Below are 19,448 nucleotides of genomic sequence, written 5' to 3'. Positions count from 1 at the left end.
AACACTTAACAACTATATGACGTAATTTTTAATAAATGTTACATTTTTTTATTTATAACTTATATTTGCTAAAATCAATTTTATGGAACTTATTCAAAACAACGCTACAGAAATTTTAATCTTACTTTTTTTAATTGTCACTTTTTTACAATCGGGTGTTGATAAAGTAACAGATTGGAATGGTAATTTATCTTTTATTAAAGAACACTTCAAAAATTCACCATTTAAAAACATGGTACCATTATTATTAGGAATAATTTTAGTTATTGAAATTATTGCAGGAGCTTTTATGTTTGTAGGTATTTTTAATATTATAACTACAGGTTCAAAAGAATTAGCTTTATTAGGAGTTCAACTTTCTGCATTAACTTTAATATTTTTATTAATAGGTCAACGACTTGCAAAAGATTATGCAGGAGCTATGACATTAGCTGTTTATTTTTTAATTACAGTTTTTGGCATGTTTTTATTGAATAAATAATTCTTATATTATATAGTATTATTATATATTTTAATTATTAAAAAACCTCTTAAAAACATAGTTTTAAGAGGTTTTTTATTTTTAATAAGGTATTTGTATATGTTTTTTAATTAAATACAAATAAGTGCATTTAAAATAATTATTTAGTGTTTTTTATTAAATAAATTAAAGAAGAATACTCTAAATTTCTTTTTGCTTTAAAATTTGACTTCATACCAATATAAAAAGCATTTATATAATTCATTTTTCCCTTTTTATATTTTTCACTCAACAATGATACATAATAAGAATCAAACTTCATAGGAAGTATTTTTATTACATCCATTTTAATTTCATTAAAAATTTTATTTATAGATGTTTTTGAAAAATGCCACACATGTCTTGGTACATCGTAAGCTGCCCAAAATTCTTTATAATAATTAGCATCAAAACTTTTATAGTTAGGAACAGCTATTATTAATACTCCATTCGGCTTTAGTAATTTTTTAATATTATTTGTATATTCTTTTAAATTTGGAATATGCTCAAGTACATGCCAAAGTGTTATAACATCAAACTTTTTATCATATACTAGTTCTAAATTATCTACTAAATTTATTTTTTTTTGTTTAGCTATTTTTCTTGCATCTACTGAAGGTTCAATTCCAAATACTGACCAGTTTCCTTCTTTACAAGTTTTTAAAAAGTCGCCTGTACCAGCACCAATATCAAGTATTGTTTTACTATCAGTTTTTAATGAATTTATTAATTTTAATTTTTTATTTAATGTGTAAGATTTTACTAATTGGTATGTTTTTTCAAATATATTTTTTGAACCATCAGTATGTGAAATGTAATCTTCACTTTTATAATATTTATCTAAATTACTTGGTAGAGGAGAGGTTACTAACATGTCGTATTCTTTATTATGCATAACCTCATAACTTTCATTTGAAACAGTATAATCTATACAATTTAGATATGGATGAAGATTTTTATAAAATTCTTTTTCTTTGCTCATTATTATATATTTTATAATGTTCCACGGGGAACAATAATTTTCCTAGGACAATATTACATAAAAAATTAAAGATGTTCCACATGGAACATCTTTAATTTTTTAATTATTTTTAATAGATTACTTATAAACTTTGAAAGTTGTTTTTATGTATTTGTGTTAATAAGCTATTTTAAAATATAAAGTAAATGATCATTTGTACATATGTTATCTATCTTTTTCATATTAACTAATAATTGATCAAGTTCTGTTTAAATAGTATAAATATAGTAGGAGTGTTTTTAATTTTCATATGGAACATATGATACATTTTATTATCTATTGATTTTATATTAATTAATAATAGTCTAGTTTCTGTTTAGTAGTATAAATATAGTAGGAGATCTTTAAATTATTTATGTTCTACAAGAAACATTTCATTATCTATTGATTTTTATATTAATTTATAATTGATTAGTTTCTGTTTAGTACTATAAATAGAGTAGGAGTTCTTTAAATTATTTATGTTCCACATGAAACATTTTATTATCTATTGATTTTATATTAATTAATAATTGTCTAGTTTTTGTATAGTAGTATAAATATAGTAGGAGTATTTTAAATTATTTATGTTCCACATGAAACATTTTATTATCTATTGATTTTTGTATTAATTAATAATTGATTAGTTTCTGTTTAATAGTATAAATAGAGTAGGAGTTTTTTTATTTGTTACGCTCTTTGTTTAATATTTTATCACTTATTAATTTTTATTATTAATAAATTTAGTTAATATTTTTAATAGAGTAGAAGTGTGGTTATAATTATGGTTTGAATTATTGTTTTTTTTTTATGAGTAATTATATATTATTTCTAAATAATAATTATGTTCCACATGAAACATATGTTGTTTTATTCTTCCTAGTTAGAAATTATTAGTTATCATTATAAGGTTAAATATAAATTATTAATTGTTTTTTTTTACTATTGTTATCTATTTGTTTATGTTATAAATAAAAAAGGACAATTCATTTGAATCGTCCTTTTTTATAAATGTTTTAAATATAATTATCGTCCCATGTATACAAGTAATACCGATATATCACTAGGTGAAACACCACTTATTCTACTTGCTTGTGATATTGAAGTAGGTTGTATTTTTGATAGTTTTTCTCTAGCTTCATATGAAAGTGATTTTACTTTACTATAATTAAAGTTAGAAGGTATAGGAACGTTCTCTAATCTATTTAATTTATCTGCATTGTTTTTTTCTTTCTCTATATATCCAGAATATTTTAAATCTATTTCTACTTGTTCTATTATTTCATTATCTATATTATTTTCATTAATAAAAGATGCTAACTTTGTTACCTTTTTTAGATCGTTGAAATTTAATTGTGGGCGTGAAGCAATCTTATATAACTTCATTGTTTGATTTACTATAGCTAGTTTCTTGCTTTCTAAAATAGGATTGATTTCTTCTTTAGTAACACTTAGATTTTTGATAAAATTAACTGTAAGCTCCGTTTTTTTCTTCTTATCTAATACTCTTTCAAATCTTTCTTTAGAGGCTAACCCCAATCGGTATGCTTTTTCTGTTAATCTCAAATCTGCATTATCTTGTCTTAATAGAGTTCTATATTCAGCTCTAGAAGTAAACATTCTATATGGTTCTTCAGTTCCCTTTGTTATTAAGTCATCTATTAAAACGCCAATGTAAGCTTCGTTTCTTTTAAGGATGAAAGCTTCTTTATTTTGTGTCTTAAGGGCAGCATTAATACCAGCCATTAAACCTTGTGCTGCTGCTTCTTCATAACCTGTAGTTCCATTTATTTGACCAGCAAAAAATAGATTTTCAATTAATTTTGTTTCTAAATTATGTTTTAACTGAGTTGGTGGGAAGTAATCATATTCTATTGCATAGCCATATCTGAAAAATTTTACATTTTCAAAACCTTCAATTGATCGTATAGCCTTGTCTTGAATATCTTCAGGTAAGGAAGTAGAAAAACCATTTACATATACTTCTACAGTATTCCATCCTTCTGGTTCTACAAATATCTGATGTCTATCTTTTTCTGCAAAACGATTTATTTTATCTTCAACAGAAGGGCAATACCTTGGACCTGTAGATTTAATTCTTCCATTAAACATTGGAGACCTTTCAAAACCTTCTTTTAATAATTCATGCACTTTAGGATTAGTATATGTTAGGTAACAAGAACGTTGTTTTTGTAAAGGTTTACTTGTTTTTAAGTAAGAAAATTTTTCGGTTATTTCATCTCCAGGCTGTTCTGTCATTTTAGAATAATCTAATGATCTACCATCTACTCGTGGAGGAGTACCTGTTTTCATTCTTCCAGATTCAAAGCCTTTTGCTACTAAATCTTCAGTTATACCAGTTGAAGCTCCTTCACCAGCTCTTCCACCACCAAAAGTTTTTTCTCCAATATGGATTAAACCATTTAAAAATGTACCAGCTGTTACAATTACTGTTTTAGCTTTTATTTGTAAACCTAAAGCAGTTTTTACACCTATTATAGTATTATTTTCAAATATCAAACCATTTACAGAATCTTGATAAAAGTCTAAGTTATCAGTTTGTTCAAGCATGTTCCTCCAACACTCAGCAAATTGCATTCTGTCTGATTGTGCTCTAGGACTCCACATAGCAGGTCCTTTTGATTTATTAAGCATCTTAAATTGAATAGCTGTTTTGTCAGTTACTATTGCACTATATCCACCTAAAGCATCAATTTCACGTACAATTTGACCTTTAGCTATTCCACCCATAGCTGGGTTACAACTCATTTGAGCTATGTTCTGAAGGTTCATTGTAATTAACAAAGTATGTGCACCCATATTTGCACTAGATGCAGCTGCTTCACTTCCTGCATGACCACCACCTACTACAATAACATCGTATGTTGTACTAAATAAACTCATATTTTATATTCAGTTCCACGTGGAACTCGTTTTATTTTTTATTAAAAATTGTTAGGTATTCATTTTCTTTTTGACGCATTTTTTCTTTTTCATCATCAGTTTTATCTTTTAATCCTACGTAATGTAAAACACCATGAATAATAACTCTGTGTAGTTCATCTTGAAAAGAAGTAGCATATTTGTTTGAGTTTTCTTCTACTCTTTCGATTGATATGAAAATATCACCATTAATTTCTTTACCCAGTGTGTAGTCAAAACTTATAATGTCTGTGAATGTATCATGTTGTAGAAACTCAATATTTATTTTATGTAAATATTCATCATTACAAAAAATATAATTGATTTCACCTAGTTCAAAACCTTCTTTTTCTATACATTCATTTATCCAACTATTAGTTTTAGTTTCATCTAATAATTTGAAATCAGTTTCGTAATTAAATTGTATCATTCTTTTGAATTATCGAAAGGCATATTTATTTTTAAGTAAAAACATGTTATGTAAACAGTTTAAATTTGCTTTTCTGTAGTTGTAAAATATTTTTTAACTTTTGTTTTGTAGTTCTGGCGCAAAGGTAGTGATTGTCTGTTTAAAATTTCTGTTTGATTGTAAAAGAGCTTTTTAAATTTAAGTTCTTTTTTGTTGGCGTTTATATAATCTTTCAAATTGGTATTTGCCTTTCTTTCTTTCTTTTTACCCTGTTCTAAAGCTGCTTTATCTAACTTTAAAAGTTCATAGTTTAATTGTTTCATTTTATTAAGACTTTCTTGTGTAAAACCCTTTTCTAATATTTGATTTTCTAACTCTTCCATTTGTTTTAAAGCTTTTTTACCACTTCCATTTCCATCCTTACCGTTTTTTATAGCATTTTCTAATTGTTGCCTTAATTTTGATTGCTCTTTATATATTTGATATAGTTCTCCATTCATTTCTTCCCCTTGCTTGTTTCCTTTTCCTTTTTGTCCCTGTTTTTCTCCTTTTTTATTTCCTTTTCCATCTTTTGGTTTTCCCTGAGAACTTTTCTTCATTCCATCTTTCATCTTTTTCATTAATTCTCCTTGCTTTTTTATGATGTCAGGTAAACTAAATGATTTTCCCTTTCCTTTTCCTTTACCTTGTCCTTGCTTTGGATTTTTCATTGAATCTAAGGTATTACTTAACATGTCAGCTAACGTATTAGCAGAAGTCATTACGTATTGCTGATTAGATATTCCATTTCTAAAATTATTGTCAGCAAAATTTTCTAATGATTGGTCCATGTTGTAATGTGCATTGGCAAGTTCTTCTTGAATTTTTGTGCTAATTGTTGGTACACGTATTGACAGTGTAAATAAACTATCATCTATATGTTCGAAGTATGTTTTTAATTGATGTTGCTTTTTTAAATTTGAACCAAAATTTGGATGTGATGATGATGTATTTGAAAAAGTATTCATTAATTCTTCCTGATTAAATGAAAAAGTAATTAAGTTTTCTAATACTTGTCGAAGGCCTTCCATGTTTTCTTCTTGCATTTCTGCACTCATTGCTTGCATAGATTCTTGCATTTTTTGACTCATTTTTTTCATTTTTTCTGATGCCTTCTTTTGACTTTTTTTTGCATCAGACCCCTTATTTTCTTTTAGTTTTTCTAATGATTTGTTAAGTTCTTTTTGTGTTTCATCCTTTAGTTTGTCCATTTCTGGAATATCCATTGGTTGCTTTAATTTCTCATTTTCTTTTTTTAATTGATTAAGGTCTTTTTTTATTTTATCAAATTCTTTATTTAATTTTTTCTGAGTTTCTTTAGCTTGATCTTTGTTTTGTACTTGATCTTCTTTTTTCGATTCTTCTTCTTCTTTTTTAGATAAGTCATCAAGTTTATTAGCGATTTGATTCATTTTTTGCTCAACATAATAACGTTTTGTCATTTCTAAAATACGTTCAAGACTTCTTTCTTCTTGTTTGTTTTGTTCAGATAATTCCTTAGCCTTTTTAACAAGTTCTTCTTTATTTAGTTTTTCAGTTAATTTTTTCAGTTCATCTAATAGCTTTTGTTGTTTATCAAGCTTTTTCAGTTCTTCTATACGTTTCTTTAAATCTTCTTTTTTCTTGTTTAAATCTTCGTTTTTTTCATTCTTTTCCGTGAAGTTTTCTTGTATTTTATCGGTTTGACGTTGCATCATTTGTTTATATTGTTCTTGACGCTTAATTAAACTTTTAATGTTTTTTTGATCACTCCAGCTCAGGTTTTTTCTGTTTTGTAAATCAAATTGAATTTTTTCAAGATCTTTTTTACTGTTTTGTTGTTTTTGTAAAGACTTTTCTAATTTATCTATATAGTTCTTTTGTTCTTCTAGAAGTTCATCATCAATTTCATTTTTTGATTTTTGACGGTAATAAAATTTTCTACTTATACTTTTTTTACTACCATTAACTTTATCATTATCATATACTTGAAAAAAAACTTCGTAATTAACTCCTTTTTTTAATTTTATTCCTTTTGGAAACTCATAATAAAAGCTTTGTATTGCTTTATTATTTATTTTAATTAACTGATAATCAGTGTTTTGTTGATTTTTTTCTTCTTTATATACAATTTCAAGTTTTGTGAAACCATAGTCATCAGAAATTTGACCAATAAATTGCGCATCACCTCTTTTTAGGCTGTCTATATTAGATTGTACGGTGATATTAGGTAACTCATCTTTTATAACATTAATAGAAAATTGTAATTGTTCATACCCTTTTAAATTTTTATTTGAAGTTGAAATTATATAATTGGTATTATTTAAAATTTGTTTTTTATAATTAAAACTGTCTTCGCTAATTTTATTAAAAAAATATTTTTTATGATCATTAATAAATGCAACACTATCAGTTTCAGATGTTTTAATAGCCCAAGTAATGAATGTTCCTTGTGGAACATTTATGTTTCCAGAATTAGCAATAATTTCTTTTTTCTTTTTAGTATAATTTGGATAATTCAATTCAAGTGAAATGTTTTGAATAGAAGGAGTTTTTATAACATTTATTTGATAATCATTTGAAGAAACATTATTTGCTTTTACATAAAAAGATATTGGTTTTTGTACTTCACTAAAGGTATAGGAGAACAATCCGTTACCATTATTTTGTAAAAAATATTGTTGATTGTTAAAATAAATTTTAGCTTCTTCAGGAATTATTTCTCCTTTAGCTTCTATATAAATTGTTATTGATTTACCCTTTATAACATTTAGCATATTATTAGTTAAGGAAAATAAAAAAGGAGCTGGTGGAGCATATGCTGTTTTATAATCTATTACACGATTTAAACTTTGACTAAGCTTAGTATTTACGCCTGTTATTAAGGTTAAAAACCAAATTAAAACAGGAATCAATCCATATTTTGCGTATTTCAAATTTGATTTAAAACTTACAGCTTTTGTAAAGGGAATTGGTTGTAATTCTTTTGATTTTTGTTCTATGCTGGCTACTAAAAGATCGGACTGATCTGTATTATCTTTAAGTTGTAATACATTTAATAATTTGTCTTTAACTTCAGGAAAGTGATCACCTATTATTTTTGAAGCATCTTTAATAGAAATACCTTTTTGAAGACCAACCAGTTTAAAAATAGGAAAGCAAATAAAACGAAAGAATAGCAGTAGTTCTACTAATATAAACAACCAAAATAATAAGGTTCTAGCTGTTGGTTTTAACCATAAAAAATATTCAATAAATAAAGTAAAAAAAAGATATATTAATCCTAATGAAAAAAATAATATTCCTCCTTTTATTAATTCATTTGTATAGTATTTTTTACTAAACTGTTGTAGTTTTTGTTCTATTGAATTGAACACTTCCATAAAAGTAACTTCTTAAAATTAGTGTGCTATATGATATAGCTTTTTTTGTGTTTTATTTTTCTTTTGTGTTTTTCACTTCTACATAAAAAACAACTACATGGTTTACCATGAGATCTGTATGCATACAAATTCTCATATTCAACCTCATTTATTCCTAAAATCTTAAGTCTTTTCTTGTACTTAAGCATCTTTATTCTAAATCTTTCTCTTTTATTCATTTTTTATAACTTATAAAAATACTACTTTTATAATAAAATATTTGAAGTGTTTTTTGTAAGAAAAACCAAAAATAAACCACTAAACCTTATAATTAATAACTTTTTGAGTTGTATAGAACTTTAAAATAGTATTACTAATTTTATATTTATAGTGAATAACAGAACAAGTGTTATTAATTTCAAATAAAAACAAAAACATGAAAAAACTAGGCGTTTTAGTAACCGTATTATTTGCAACTTCAGTGTTTGCTCAAAGTCCGTGGACAAAAAAGAAGAATGAAGGATATGTACAATTATCATTCACAACTATTTCAAATTATGATAAACTTTTTGGTAATCCTGATTATAATACCGAAAGAAAAATTACTGATAATACGTTACAATTGTATGGTGAATATGGAATTTCTGATAAAACGACTTTATTTGCGAATATTCCTTTAAAAATGGTTCAATCTGGAGATATTGCTGGTCAAACATTATTACCAATTCCTTTTACAACAAAAGAATCTACTTCTTCAATTGGAAATATTCAATTTGGAGTAAAGCATAATTTTTACAATAAAAAATGGGTTTTATCTGGACAATTAGGAATTGAGGCAAATACTGGAAGTTTTAATGAAGCATCAGGATTAAGAACTGGTTATGATGCTTGGACAGTTACTCCATTATTTTTAGCAGGAAGAGGTTTTAACTCTTGGTATATTCAGGCATTTACTGGGTTTGATATTAGAACAAATGATTATAGTAGTGCTTATAAGTTAGGAGGAGAACTAGGTTATAAAGCTATTAATTGGCTTTGGGTTGCAGGATTTTTAGATGGTGTAATGTCTTTAAAAAATGGAGAAATAGCTTTACCTCTTAGTAATAATCTTACAGGTTTATATGTAAATGACCAAAGTTATGCTGCTTTTGGTTTAAAGTTAATAGGAGAAATAAATAAAAATTTTGGAGCAAATGCTAGTTTTGGTGGTGCTTTTGGCGGAAGAAATGTAGCTAAAAAAGCAGCTTTAAATTTTGGAATTTATTATAAATTTTAAAAATATAGTAATCAATAACTGTATTAAAAAAGCTCTTCAAATTTTTTGAAGAGCTTTTTTGTTATGTATAATTTTAAACTTTGATAGGTATAAGTATCTTTGTGATTTCAAAATTGGTACACACAGATTTAAAAGTACAAAAAATGACTGATAACGTAAGAGTACGCTTTGCTCCAAGTCCTACAGGACCTTTACACATAGGTGGTGTTAGAACCGCTTTATTTAATTATTTATTTGCTAAAAAACATAATGGAACTTTTGTTTTACGTATTGAAGATACTGATCAAACTCGTTATGTGGCTAACGCAGAAAAGTATATCATAGATTCATTAGAATGGTGTAATATACCTTTTGATGAAGGGCCAGGTAAAAATGAAAAGTTTGGACCATACCGTCAGTCAGAAAGAAAAGAATTATATAAACAGTATGCTAATCAATTAATTGAAAGCGGATGGGCTTATTATGCATTTGATACTGCAGAAGAGTTGGATGCACATCGTAAACAGCATGAGGCAGAAGGGAAAACCTTTATTTATAATTGGCATAATCGTGAAAAACTTCAAAGTTCATTAAGATTATCTAAAGAAGAGGTTACAGCTAAATTAGAAGCTGATGAAAAATATGTAGTACGTTTTAAAACTCCACAAGATGAAGTTTTAATTATGCAAGATGAAATTCGTGGTACAATAAAAATAGATACAAATACTTTAGATGATAAAGTACTGTATAAATCAGATGGTATGCCAACATACCATTTAGCTAATATTGTTGATGATTATTTAATGGAAATTTCTCATGTAATTCGTGGAGAAGAATGGCTGCCATCTATGCCATTGCATATACTTTTGTATAAAGCTTTTGCTTGGGAAGCGCCTAAGTTTGCTCATTTACCGCTTATTTTAAAACCAGTTGGAAAAGGTAAATTAGGAAAAAGAGATGGTGATAAGTTAGGGTTTGCTGTGTTTCCTTTAGAGTATACAAATGAGCAAACAAGAGATGTTTCACGTGGTTATAAAGAAGATGGATATTTTCCAGATGCATTTATAAATATGTTGGCTTTTTTAGGATGGAACCCTGGTACTGAACAAGAGTTGTTTTCGTTACAAGAATTAGTAGAAAATTTTGATTTAACTAGAGTTAGTAAGTCAGGAGCAAAATTTAGCCCTGAAAAAACTAATTGGTTTAATCAGCAATACATGCAACAAAAATCAAATTCAGAATTAACAGCACTGTTTTTATTAATTTTAAAGGAAAAAGGAATTGAAAAAGACAATGAATATATTGAGAAAGTAGTTTCGTTAATTAAGGAAAGAGCAACATTTGTAGCTGATTTTTGGGAGTTATCTAACTTTTTCTTTGTTAATCCAAGCGAATACGATGCAAAAGCAAGTAAAAAACAATGGAAAGAAGGAACTCCAATATTAATGGAAGAATTAATAACTGTAATTTCTAGTATTGAAGATTTCACTTCTGAGAACATTGAAAAAATAGTTAAAGAATGGATTACTTCAAAAGAAGTAGGTTTTGGTAAAGTAATGCAACCTTTACGATTAAGTTTAGTAGGAGCTTTAAAAGGGCCTCACTTATTTGATATTATTGAAATGGTTGGTAAAGAAAATACGATTCAACGTTTACAGAATGCAGTAAATAAATTATAAATAAAAAAGAGCGGTTTTAAACCGCTCTTTTTTTTGTTTATATTGTAAGTGTTAATTACATGATCCAGATGATCTAGCTGCGTGATTACCACCTTCAAATAGATTATTCCAATCTAATTTAATTATTATACTTAAGGCACCTTGTATATGAGAACGCATGCTTTCATAACTTTCTAAAGAATGCTTGTAATATACTTGAGGATTAATTCCTATTCTATCAGAAACCCAATAAATACCACCCGCACCAATGTTAAAAGTAGGTGTCATTTTACGTTCTGAATCTACAATACTTCCACCAACAAAAAGGTACGGACTAAAATTATTTAAAATTGCATCAAAATTGTAACGTATTGAAGCATCCATTGAAAAGTATTTAACAGAGTTTGTCATAATACCAACATCATTTATGGTATTAAATGAAATAGCACCATCAACAGATAAACGCTCACCAATAGGCATTGTTAAATTTAATCTAGGTGTTTGAAAAATATATTGATCACCAATATAACCAGCATCACTTTCATTAAATTTTGCAATACCAAAACCTACACCAATTTGCCATGACTCATTTAAGTTTTGCGAAATGATAGATGTTGTTAATGAACAACAAAAAAGTACTATAAAAAACGTTGATTTCATAAAGGTATGAGTTTATACTAAAAACTAAATTTATGTAAATTTAGTATATAATCAAATTAAATTTACCTTTTTTATAGCTTCAGTAAAAGCATCAAGCTCATTATTATTTAATATTAAGTGTATAGCTTCATCACAAACTTTTTCTACATTATCAGTAGGAAATTGTAAAGCAACAGCAATTTTACGCATAATAATCACTTCATCTCTATCAACACTTTCATCTGCAAAAATCATTTTTGTTAATCGGTATAAACGTTCAATACGTTCATCATAACTTACAGGAGGGTTTACAGGAAATTTTTCAGGACTCTTTAAAATTTCTGTATACTCTTCAGTACTAATATTTAATTTTACTGCAGCTCTATCTAATAATTTTTGTTCTCCTTCTGAAATCACATTATCAATCTTTGCTATTTTAACTACACTTGCAAAATGACCTATTTCTTGTTTGTGTTTTCCACTTGCATATAAATCTGATATAGACATAATTTTTTTATTTTTTTAATTAATGTAAAAGTAAACAATCTTGTATTTTTTAGAAGCGCAATTTTAAAAAAAGTCACAAACAATAAAATGTAGATTTTTTTTAAAATCTCTTGCTAAAATTAACTATCACTTTTTCTTATACTATGTTTTAAATAGTATAAAATTGATTAATTAAAACGGCTTTTTTTAATGCACTTTTTAAGGGAGTTTTAAAAAAAGGAGATAGTTTAGTTACAGTTGATATTATCACTTAAAAAAACATGGTTAAAACCTGTTTTTTTAATAAACAAAAAGTATTTATTAAAAAGAGAAAATAAAAGTATTAATTTTTAGTATCCTCAATTTTTAAACTATATCCTACACCATGAACATTGGTAATTTTAATTGAAGAATCTTCCTTTAACTTTTTACGTAATTTAGAAATGTAGGTGTCTAAACTTCTACCAACAAAAACACCATTGTCTTCCCATACTTTTTTAGAAAGTTCATCACGTTTAATAATTTGATTTGGGCTGTCGGCAAAAATTGCAAGCAATTCACATTCTTTTTTAGAAAGGGTAATTTCAACAGCTTCACGTATCAGTTTATGTTGATCAGGATAAAATCTAAAACTTCCAATAGTAATTCTATTTTTAGAAGAAGTACTTGATGAATGAGTAAGTTTATTTTTTGAAAAAAGGAAATCTAAAAAAACAATTATGATTAGTAGGAGAAATGCTAATAGAAAAATGTATTTTTTGAAAAATTGTTCTGTTTTGTTGGTAAATTTAACATCAACAGTATAACAAGTATTAGGCAATACTCTGCCTTTACATGGTATAATATCTTTTTCACTATGATTTTTTATTTCATAACTATAAGCAACTTCACTATCAGAGCAACGTAAAATTGCTATTCTATAAAAATTAGGAAGTGATGATTTATCAAAATTATTTTTAATAATTGTTGTTAAATCACTAGGTTCAAAAGACAGATTTTTCTGAAAAGACAGCTTATATTTATAAGAACTTATTTCACGAATAGGTAAAACTAAAGAAGTACTATCATTACTTGAAAGTAATAATTGATTACCTACTGAACGTAATGATACTTTTACTCTTTCAGAAAAATCATTTTCATCAGAATTAAAATAAGAAATGAATGACCCTAATAATAGAATACTGGCCAAACTAAAGTATATATAAATCTTTTTTTTGCTCATAATTTTGGTAAATAACATATAATTATCTGACATTTTACAACTGTTGACACTTCTTTTACACTTTTTTCACACTTATATTTTAAAGCCCTTTTAGTTTTACTTCAAAATATAAATATCATGAAAAATTTTTTAATTGTAATTATCAGTATTATGAGTCTATCAATGAATATTAAGGCTCAAGAAAAATTAATAATAAACACAAAAAGCAGTACCATAAAATGGAATGGATACTATACTTTTTATTTTGGAGGTCATGAAGGAACTATTAACTTTACTGAAGGGTATTTTATTAAAACTAACGATAAAATTACTGGCGGTTCATTTATTATTGATATGAATACTTTAGTGAGTACTGACATTGAAAAAGGTAAAGCGAAGACAAATTTGGAAAACCATTTAAAAGATCCTGATTTTTTTGATGTTCAAAAACACCCTAAAGCAAGTTTGATAATTACAAAAGTGAAATATTTTAAAGATGGTGCAGTTCGAATTGAAGCAAACCTTACCTTGAAAAGTATTACAAAACCTATTAACTTTAATGCTACAATGGATTATGAAAATAAAAGGCTAACAACAAAATTTAAAATAGATAGAAGACGTTGGAAAGTTAATTATACAAGTAAAGTTAGAGATGGAGCAATATCTGACGCTATTGGTTTTGATGTTACCTTACAATTGTAATATAATAGAGAAGAGATTTTCAACTGTATTCTTTGATAAATATTTAAAAATAAATAAAACATGAATAAACTACTTGTAATAACACTACTATTAACAACTATAGCAACATTTGGACAAAAAGAAGAGAACCTCTTGTTAGTAGCAGATAGTACTTGGGGTAAAGAAGTTATTCATTTACCTTTTGGTTTTGCACCAGAAATTGACTTTGTAGGCTATGAAGATATTCGATTTGCAAAAGGGTGGGGTAATATTGAAAGTTCAGAATTTTGGTCGTACGTTTTTGTATGGAATATAAACTTGCAAGAGAAACCAAATGCTAAATTCTTTCAAGATAATTTGAAGTTATATTTTGATGGATTAATGAAAGCGGTAAATAAAGAAAAAGATAAAATAATTCCAGAAGCTAAGGTTACTATTATAGCTAAAGAAGAAACCAACGGAATAACCAAATTTACAGGAAAAATAATTACACACGATTCTTTCAGAACAAAAAAGTTGATTACACTTCAGGTATCTGTAGAGAGCTTTTATTGTAAAAAAACAAAAAAGTATATGCCCCTTTTTCGATTTTCACCACAACCATTTGAACACCAAATATGGAAAAAACTACATAATGTAAAACTGAAAGAAAACTATTGTCAAAACAAGTAATTTTTAGAAACTATCTAAAAATAAGTATTGTAAATAAAAATCAGTAACTTGTTAACAGGTTAATTATAAGTAAAGTATTTATGAAATCTGTGTATATATTACTGATTTTTGCTTTTTTAAGCATATGTAGTTTTTCACAAAATAAAAAAGCTATTATTCGTGAAGTTAATCAAGAACTTTGGAAACCGTTTAAAAAACACTTTGAAGCTAAAAATTGGAAGGAATTTAACAAGTTACATACCGATGATGTACTACGAGTTAACAGTTATGGTATACGAATGGGTAAGGAGTATAAAAACACAGTAAAGTCATCATATCAAAAAACAAGTACTAGAAAAAGGCAAATAGACTTCAGTTTTGAACAAAGAGTTTATAAAAAAAACATAGGGTACGAAGTAGGATATTATCGCATTAAATACACTGAAAAAAATAAAGAACCTTTTATTACTTATGGAAGATTTCATGTAGTAATTAACAAACTCAAAAACAAATGGCTTATAAGTCAAGATTGGGATACAGATGTTATTAATGGAACAAAAATAACTGCTGAATATTTTAATAAAGGAACACTTTTGATATTTTAAGAATTTTTATACTTAATTTTAATAAAAAAGTGTTTTAAAATGATAAAAAAACTATTTAAAAATATTTTTAAAATTATTAATGAGGAAAAAAAACTGATTGATAATAATGAAGAAAAGAGTCTTGTTTTAGAAAAAGGAAAAGAATCTTCGATCATTGTTCCAGATTTTAAAGAAATTTAAAACTTAAAAATAAAGAAATGGCATGTTAACGAGGGAGATCTAATCAAAGAAGGAGCTATATTATGTGAATTAGAAAATGAAGAAGCTCTTTTAGAGTTTGAAAGTGCTTTTGAAGGTGTAATCCTATATACTTATCCTACCGGAGTCATTGTTTTACCTAATAAAGAAATTTGTAAAATAAAGAGTATTTAAATTATTTTTTTCTTTTAGTTTGAATAATAAAAATGAATATAATTAAAGGAAGAGTAAAAACAAAATATAACCTGTATATACTTAACATAATAAAAGAAATTATAATAATACTAATGAATGTAAGTATATAATGAAATCCTTTTTTTATATTTTTTTGATAATAACCATCAACTATGTATAACCATAATGGAATAGTAGAAATAGAGAAGAGTATAATAGAAAGTAAGTTTTTCATATAGCAATTGTTTAAGAAACCAAAATAGGTGTTTTTTTATATGCAATCAAAATAACTTCAAGGTCATTACAAAAAATAATAATCTTACTTTTGTGTAAAATTTTTTACGTTGAGTAAGCAAACTATTGTAAATCATTACCAACAATCTGGTAAAGTAAAACAGATTGTAAACCAGCTTCAACAAGAACAAAACCATTTTCAAATAACGAATTTGGTCGGTTCTTCGTTGTCTTTTACTATTTCAGAAACTTTTAAACAAGCAGATAAACCCTATTTATTAATTTTTAATGATAAGGAAGAAGCTGCTTATTATCTCAATGATTTAGAACAATTATTGGGAGAAAAAAATGTACTGTTTTATCCAGGTTCTTACAGAAGACCGTACCAAATAGAAGAAACAGATAATGCAAATGTATTATTACGATCTGAAGTATTAAATAGGATTAATTCACGTAAAAAACCAGCAATTATAGTTACGTATCCAACGGCACTTTTTGAAAAGGTAGTTACTAAAAAAGAACTAGAAAAAAACACTTTAAAGTTAGCGGTTAGTGAACAGGTATCTTTAGATTTTGTAAACGAAGTACTGTTTGAATACAATTTTAATCGAGTTGATTTTGTTACCGAACCAGGAGAATTTTCGGTCCGTGGAGGTATTATTGATGTATTCTCATTTTCTAATGACGAACCTTACCGAATTGAGTTTTTTGGTGATGAAGTTGATAGTATTCGATCTTTTGATGTAGAAACACAACTTTCTAAAGATAAATTAAGTAAGGTTAGTATTATGCCTAATGTAGAAAATAAAACTTTGCAAGAAAGCAGAGAGAGTTTTCTAAAATATATTTCTTCAAAAACAATAATATTTGCTAGAAATATTGAATTAATAGGGGCACAGTTAGATAAGTTTTTTCAAAAAGCAGAAATTGCATTTAGTGAATTATCAAAAGAAATAAACCATTCAGAGCCATCAGCTTTATTTAGTAACGGTAATGAAATTAAAAAACAATTAGAGAATTTTACTGTAGCAGAAATTTCATTTCGTTCAGAGTTAAAAAAAGAAAATACTAATAAAGATGTTCTTTTTCACATAAAGCCACAACCCTCGTTTAATAAACAATTCAATGTATTAATTGATAACCTAAACGAAAATCATAATAACGGATTTACCAATTATATTTTTTGTGCGAATGATAAACAAGCACAGCGATTTAAAGATATTTTTGATGATGCTGAACAGGAAGTACATTATGAGACTATTGTATTTCCATTATACCAAGGATTTATAGATGAAGACGAGAAAATTGTTTGCTATACAGATCATCAAATATTTGAGCGTTATTATAAATTTAGATTAAAAAACGGATATGCAAAAAAGCAATCAATTACACTTCAAGAATTAACAAAACTTGATGTTGGTGATTATGTAACACATATTGACCATGGAGTTGGAAAATTTGGAGGATTACAAAAAATTGATGTAGAAGGTAAAAAGCAAGAAGCCATAAAGTTAATATATGGAGATCGTGATATTTTATATGTAAGTATCCACTCGTTACATAAAATATCTAAATTCAATGGAAAAGATGGAAAAGCACCTAAAATATATAAACTAGGATCAGGTGCTTGGAAAAAAGTTAAACAAAAAACGAAGAAACGAGTTAAAGAAATAGCTTTTAACTTAATAAAATTATATGCTAAGAGAAGGTTAGAAAAAGGCTTTGCATTTGGACCTGATACTCATATGCAACACGAATTAGAAGCAAGTTTTTTATATGAAGATACTCCAGATCAATTTACTTCAACTCAAGATGTAAAAGCTGACATGGAAAAAGAACAACCAATGGATCGATTGGTTTGTGGTGATGTTGGATTTGGAAAAACTGAAATTGCCATACGAGCAGCATTTAAAGCTGTAGATAATGGAAAGCAAGTGGCAGTGTTAGTGCCAACTACTATTTTAGCGTTTCAGCACTTTAAAACCTTTTCTAGTCGATTAAAAGACTTTCCGGTTACAATTGATTACTTAAATAGATTTAGGACCGCAAAACAACGAAAAGGAGTTTTAGAAGGAATTGCAGAAGGAAGTGTAGATATAGTTATAGGAACGCATCAGCTAACAAATAAGAGTATTAAATTTAAAGATTTAGGATTGTTAGTTATTGATGAAGAACAAAAGTTTGGAGTTTCTGCTAAAGATAAATTGAAAACGATTAAAGAAAATGTTGATACGCTAACACTAACAGCAACACCTATACCACGTACATTACAATTTAGTTTAATGGCTGCACGTGATTTATCAGTAATTAAAACACCACCACCAAATCGTCATCCTATTGAAACAAACGTAATTCGCTTTACTGAAGAAACTATACGTGATGCTATTTCTTATGAGGTTTCTAGAGGAGGTCAAGTATTTTTTATTCATAATCGAATAGAAAATATTAAAGAAGTGGCAGGTTTATTACAGCGTTTAGTCCCTGATGCTAAAATTGGTATTGGACATGGACAAATGGAAGGTAAGAAGTTAGAAGAACTCATGTTAGGATTTATGAATAATGAGTTTGATGTATTGGTGTCTACTACGATTATTGAAAGTGGATTAGATGTTCCAAACGCAAATACAATATTTATAAACAATGCGAATAATTTTGGGCTGTCTGATTTACATCAAATGAGAGGTCGTGTAGGGCGTTCAAATAAAAAAGCTTTTTGTTATTTCATAACACCACCGTATCATCATATGACTGAAGATGCTCGTAAAAGAATTCAAGCACTAGAGTTATTTTCTGATTTAGGTAGTGGATTAAATATAGCTATGAAAGATTTAGAAATTCGTGGTGCTGGTGATTTATTAGGAGGTGAGCAAAGTGGTTTTATTAATGATATTGGTTTTGATGCGTATCAAAAAATACTTCATGAAGCTATTGAAGAACTGAAAGAAAATGAGTTTAAAGAGCTTTATAATACAGAAGATAAAGGCCCTAAAGAATATGTAAAAGAAGTCCAAATTGATACTGATTTTGAAATCCTATTTCCTGATGATTACGTAAATTCTGTGTCTGAACGATTAAGCTTGTATAATAAACTATCTAACCTAACTACTGAAGAAGAACTATTGGTATTTGAGAGTGAAATTATTGATCGTTTTGGAGAATATCCAACACAAGTTGCCGATTTATTAGACAGTGTTCGTATAAAGTGGTTAGCGAAAGAGTTAGGCTTGGAAAAAATGATTTTAAAACAAAAACGAATGATTGGGTATTTTGTTTCTAATCAGCAAAGCGATTTTTATCAAACAGAAGCTTTTTCTAAGATGCTACAGTATGTTCAAAAACATTCAAAAAGTTGTGTTATGAAAGAAAAGGAAACCAAAAATGGTTTACGTTTGTTAATCACGTTTATTAAAATAGATTCAGTAAATAAAGCGTTGAAAACGTTGCAAGATATTTAAA

The 19,448-nt window shown here is 26.9% G+C and carries 16 protein-coding genes; 9 read left to right on the top strand and 7 right to left on the bottom strand.

The window, feature by feature from the left end; all coding sequences use genetic code 11:
• Positions 1–82 precede the first annotated feature (82 nt).
• Entirely contained in the window at positions 83–481 is a 399-nt protein-coding gene (locus ACKTTQ_RS04580; RefSeq protein ID WP_408048527.1) for a DoxX family protein, read from the top strand.
• 139 nt (positions 482–620) lie between these two features.
• Here ACKTTQ_RS04580 and ACKTTQ_RS04575 read toward each other — a convergent pair whose 3' ends face one another.
• From ACKTTQ_RS04575 to ACKTTQ_RS04560, 4 genes are all read right to left on the bottom strand, one after another.
• Positions 621–1,481: a class I SAM-dependent methyltransferase gene (locus tag ACKTTQ_RS04575; protein WP_093869529.1), complete on the bottom strand. Its 861-nt coding sequence runs from the start codon at positions 1,479–1,481 to the stop codon at positions 621–623.
• Between the two features lie 1,044 nt (positions 1,482–2,525).
• Positions 2,526–4,403, bottom strand: coding sequence for a tRNA uridine-5-carboxymethylaminomethyl(34) synthesis enzyme MnmG (mnmG, locus tag ACKTTQ_RS04570; protein ID WP_408048526.1), 1,878 nt, complete (start codon positions 4,401–4,403; stop codon positions 2,526–2,528).
• Between the two features lie 31 nt (positions 4,404–4,434).
• Positions 4,435–4,851 (bottom strand): rRNA maturation RNase YbeY, encoded by a 417-nt coding sequence (gene ybeY / locus ACKTTQ_RS04565; protein WP_093869531.1) that lies wholly within the window; start codon positions 4,849–4,851, stop codon positions 4,435–4,437.
• Positions 4,852–4,910: 59 nt separating this feature from the next.
• Positions 4,911–8,231 (bottom strand): DUF4175 family protein, encoded by a 3,321-nt coding sequence (locus tag ACKTTQ_RS04560; RefSeq protein ID WP_408048525.1) that lies wholly within the window; start codon positions 8,229–8,231, stop codon positions 4,911–4,913.
• A 415-nt stretch (positions 8,232–8,646) separates the two neighbouring features.
• Here ACKTTQ_RS04560 and ACKTTQ_RS04555 point away from each other — a divergent pair, with 415 nt between their 5' ends.
• Together ACKTTQ_RS04555 and gltX are read left to right on the top strand one after the other, a co-directional pair.
• Positions 8,647–9,486, top strand: a complete 840-nt coding sequence (locus ACKTTQ_RS04555; RefSeq protein WP_408048524.1) for a transporter family protein — start codon at positions 8,647–8,649, stop codon at positions 9,484–9,486.
• A 143-nt stretch (positions 9,487–9,629) separates the two neighbouring features.
• Entirely contained in the window at positions 9,630–11,144 is a 1,515-nt protein-coding gene (gene gltX / locus ACKTTQ_RS04550) for a glutamate--tRNA ligase (RefSeq protein WP_408048523.1), read from the top strand.
• Positions 11,145–11,195: 51 nt separating this feature from the next.
• Here gltX and ACKTTQ_RS04545 read toward each other — a convergent pair whose 3' ends face one another.
• The 3 genes from ACKTTQ_RS04545 to ACKTTQ_RS04535 form a co-directional block, all read right to left on the bottom strand.
• Complete coding sequence (locus tag ACKTTQ_RS04545) at positions 11,196–11,783, bottom strand: hypothetical protein (RefSeq protein ID WP_093869533.1); 588 nt, start codon at positions 11,781–11,783, stop codon at positions 11,196–11,198.
• Between the two features lie 51 nt (positions 11,784–11,834).
• The gene (locus tag ACKTTQ_RS04540) at positions 11,835–12,269 is read right to left on the bottom strand and encodes a tellurite resistance TerB family protein (RefSeq protein WP_093869534.1); all 435 of its coding nucleotides are present in this window, start codon (positions 12,267–12,269) and stop codon (positions 11,835–11,837) included.
• 322 nt (positions 12,270–12,591) lie between these two features.
• Positions 12,592–13,470, bottom strand: a complete 879-nt coding sequence (locus ACKTTQ_RS04535) for a winged helix-turn-helix domain-containing protein (RefSeq protein WP_408048522.1) — start codon at positions 13,468–13,470, stop codon at positions 12,592–12,594.
• Positions 13,471–13,587: 117 nt separating this feature from the next.
• Between ACKTTQ_RS04535 and ACKTTQ_RS04530 the strand changes: the two genes are divergently transcribed.
• The 6 genes from ACKTTQ_RS04530 to mfd all read left to right on the top strand — a co-directional run bounded on the left by ACKTTQ_RS04530 (position 13,588) and on the right by mfd (position 19,447).
• Entirely contained in the window at positions 13,588–14,151 is a 564-nt protein-coding gene (locus tag ACKTTQ_RS04530) for a YceI family protein (protein ID WP_299132836.1), read from the top strand.
• A 60-nt stretch (positions 14,152–14,211) separates the two neighbouring features.
• The gene (locus tag ACKTTQ_RS04525; RefSeq protein ID WP_299132839.1) at positions 14,212–14,802 is read left to right on the top strand and encodes a hypothetical protein; all 591 of its coding nucleotides are present in this window, start codon (positions 14,212–14,214) and stop codon (positions 14,800–14,802) included.
• An 80-nt stretch (positions 14,803–14,882) separates the two neighbouring features.
• A complete protein-coding gene (locus tag ACKTTQ_RS04520) occupies positions 14,883–15,386 on the top strand; it encodes a nuclear transport factor 2 family protein (protein ID WP_408048521.1) in 504 nt (167 codons plus the stop codon).
• 39 nt (positions 15,387–15,425) lie between these two features.
• Positions 15,426–15,566: a hypothetical protein gene (locus ACKTTQ_RS04515; RefSeq protein ID WP_408048520.1), complete on the top strand. Its 141-nt coding sequence runs from the start codon at positions 15,426–15,428 to the stop codon at positions 15,564–15,566.
• A gap of 9 nt (positions 15,567–15,575) precedes the next feature.
• Positions 15,576–15,758, top strand: a complete 183-nt coding sequence (locus tag ACKTTQ_RS04510; RefSeq protein ID WP_408048585.1) for a biotin/lipoyl-containing protein — start codon at positions 15,576–15,578, stop codon at positions 15,756–15,758.
• Positions 15,759–16,102: 344 nt separating this feature from the next.
• A complete protein-coding gene (gene mfd / locus ACKTTQ_RS04505; RefSeq protein WP_113786259.1) occupies positions 16,103–19,447 on the top strand; it encodes a transcription-repair coupling factor in 3,345 nt (1,114 codons plus the stop codon).
• Position 19,448: the final 1 nt, after the last annotated feature.

Origin of the sequence: Tenacibaculum halocynthiae, assembly GCF_964512825.1 — a bacterium.
Classification (GTDB): Bacteria; Bacteroidota; Bacteroidia; order Flavobacteriales; family Flavobacteriaceae; genus Polaribacter; species Polaribacter halocynthiae.
This window is presented reverse-complemented; position numbering and strand designations above follow the sequence as displayed.